The sequence below is a fragment of the Acidiphilium sp. PM genome (assembly GCF_000219295.1).
Lineage (GTDB): Bacteria > Pseudomonadota > Alphaproteobacteria > Acetobacterales > Acetobacteraceae > Acidiphilium > Acidiphilium multivorum.
In genome coordinates this window covers 1-1,822 of record NZ_AFPR01000580.1, presented here as the reverse complement: position 1 = coordinate 1,822, position 1,822 = coordinate 1, and the positions used below count along the sequence as shown (strand labels likewise).

Genomic DNA, 1,822 nt, shown 5'->3' with positions numbered 1-1,822 from the left:
CCGTGTTGACGAGCCAAGAGCGACCATGCTGCACCGCATGGAGTACGGCACCATGATCTCGGCGATTTGACGTATTACGGTATGCAATCGCCATTTTAAAGGCCACTGTCGTAGGGTGGCGGATGTGGTTGAAAGGCGCGATGGTGGTCAACTGAAAAATGCGGAAAGCATGAACATGACGCGGAACCGTTTGTATGTGCCAACGCGGCATCGCTACGCGGTGATCGAGACCGTGCTTGCTGCGAATATCGCGAGCGGGCGCTTGCCAACGGGATTCGTGCTCCTTGAAGGGCCGATTGCCGAAGCGCTCCGCACGACCAGGCCACCGGTCCAGCGTGCCTTGCAGAACCTGCAACGACGCGGGCTTATCCAGCGGTTCAACGGTCGTGGCTACCTTGTGGGGCTGGCCGATAGCGTCGATCCCATTCGTCGTGACATAAGGACCATCTCTCTGGAGCTTTCAGCTGGCGCCGAGGAGGCACTGGCCAGTCGCTCATCAGGCGAACGCATCTATGAAACGGTTGAAACCGACATCGCGAGCTGCGTCATTTTCGGCCAGTATCGTATCGTCGAGGCCGCTCTCGCCGAATATTTCAACGTCAGCCGAACGGTTGTGCGGGACGTCCTTGGGCGCCTCGAAGAGCGGGGGCTGGTACGCAGGAACCAGAGTTCCCATTGGATCGCCGGCCCTCTGACCGCCAATACAATTCGCGAGCATTTTGCAGTTCGCAAACTTCTGGAACCGCCAGCCTTAGCCGACGCAGCGCCTTATATCGACCCACAGTCCCTCGAAACCCTTCTGAGCGAGCTTGTCGGTCATGAGCAGAAGGCCGAGTCGATCGAAAGCGGCGATCTGATCGAACTCGAACGCCGCTTCACCGACACCTGCATCTTGGCTACGCCGAACAGGCGGCTCGCCGCCCTGGTCCGCGACAACATATTGCCGGTACGGGCGTCGGAACGGGTGCTCCGGCAACTTGGTCTACCGGATGATCCCGCACCGATCACGGAGCAGCGATTGGTCGTCGAAGTTCTTCTTCGTGGCGCAGTGGACGCAGCAGCAGCAATGCTATTTCGGCATCTTGAGGCATCGATGCATCGTAAAATCGCCCAAGTGAAAATCGTAGCGGTTCTGCCAACCCCAAGATCCATTCCCGCATATCTTACACCGCTCGACGATCTTGCTTCGAGCTGACATCACTGCCCCGTAGTTGTGATCCGGTGCAGGAGCTCGATCTCGGCAGAAAATTTCGTAATATATTGATAAGATTTAAGAAAATCATCTGCGGCTGGGGCCACCATCGGCACCGGATCTGCTCCGATCCAGATCCGGCTTTCTGTCCCTTTTTCAAAGTACCGTGCTTTCAGAAAGTGTAGGGAGTCGCCTGTGAACTATGAGATCTGGCGGTGGGCGAAGCCGAGGCTTGGTGAGCGGTTTGCGGCCGAGAGCCATGCGAGGAGGGCACAAAGAAGCCTGATCAACCATCTGCGGAGGAGGCGAAGGTTGTGTCCGACGCCGGCGAGGACGGCGTTGATGGCATCACCGTCGACGCCGAGCAGGAAGTTTCTTCCGAGATGGCCGTCGGTCTTCATGTGGCCGATGACGGGCTCGATGGCGGCGCGGCGGCGCAATTCGCGGCGGATGGTGGGGGTAATGCCGCGTTTCTGACGGGAGATGAAGATCTTTCTGCCGTCGGCTTCGACGCCGTGGCCGCGATAGCCGCGGTCGACATAGGCGCGGGCGACGGCAACGCCGGTGATCCGCTCGACCTGCTCGATCTGGCCGGCCAGGGTGTGGCCGTCATAGGGATTTCCCGGCCTG

Annotated in this window: 1 protein-coding gene and 1 pseudogene; one reads left to right on the top strand and one right to left on the bottom strand. The window is 59.2% G+C overall.

What is annotated here, in order from left to right:
* The first annotated feature begins 175 nt into the window (after positions 1–175).
* Entirely contained in the window at positions 176–1,195 is a 1,020-nt protein-coding gene (locus APM_RS18775; protein ID WP_039889278.1) for a GntR family transcriptional regulator, read from the top strand.
* A 197-nt stretch (positions 1,196–1,392) separates the two neighbouring features.
* Here the strand turns inward: APM_RS18775 and APM_RS22855 are convergent.
* Positions 1,393–1,822: pseudogene (locus APM_RS22855) on the bottom strand (IS5/IS1182 family transposase); the annotation flags it as partial.

What these genes read in the sequence shown, in the direction of transcription:
- APM_RS18775 (WP_039889278.1), top strand. Translation starts at nt 176, where the DNA reads ATGACGCGGAACCGTTTGTATGTGCCAACGCGGCATCGCTACGCGGTG.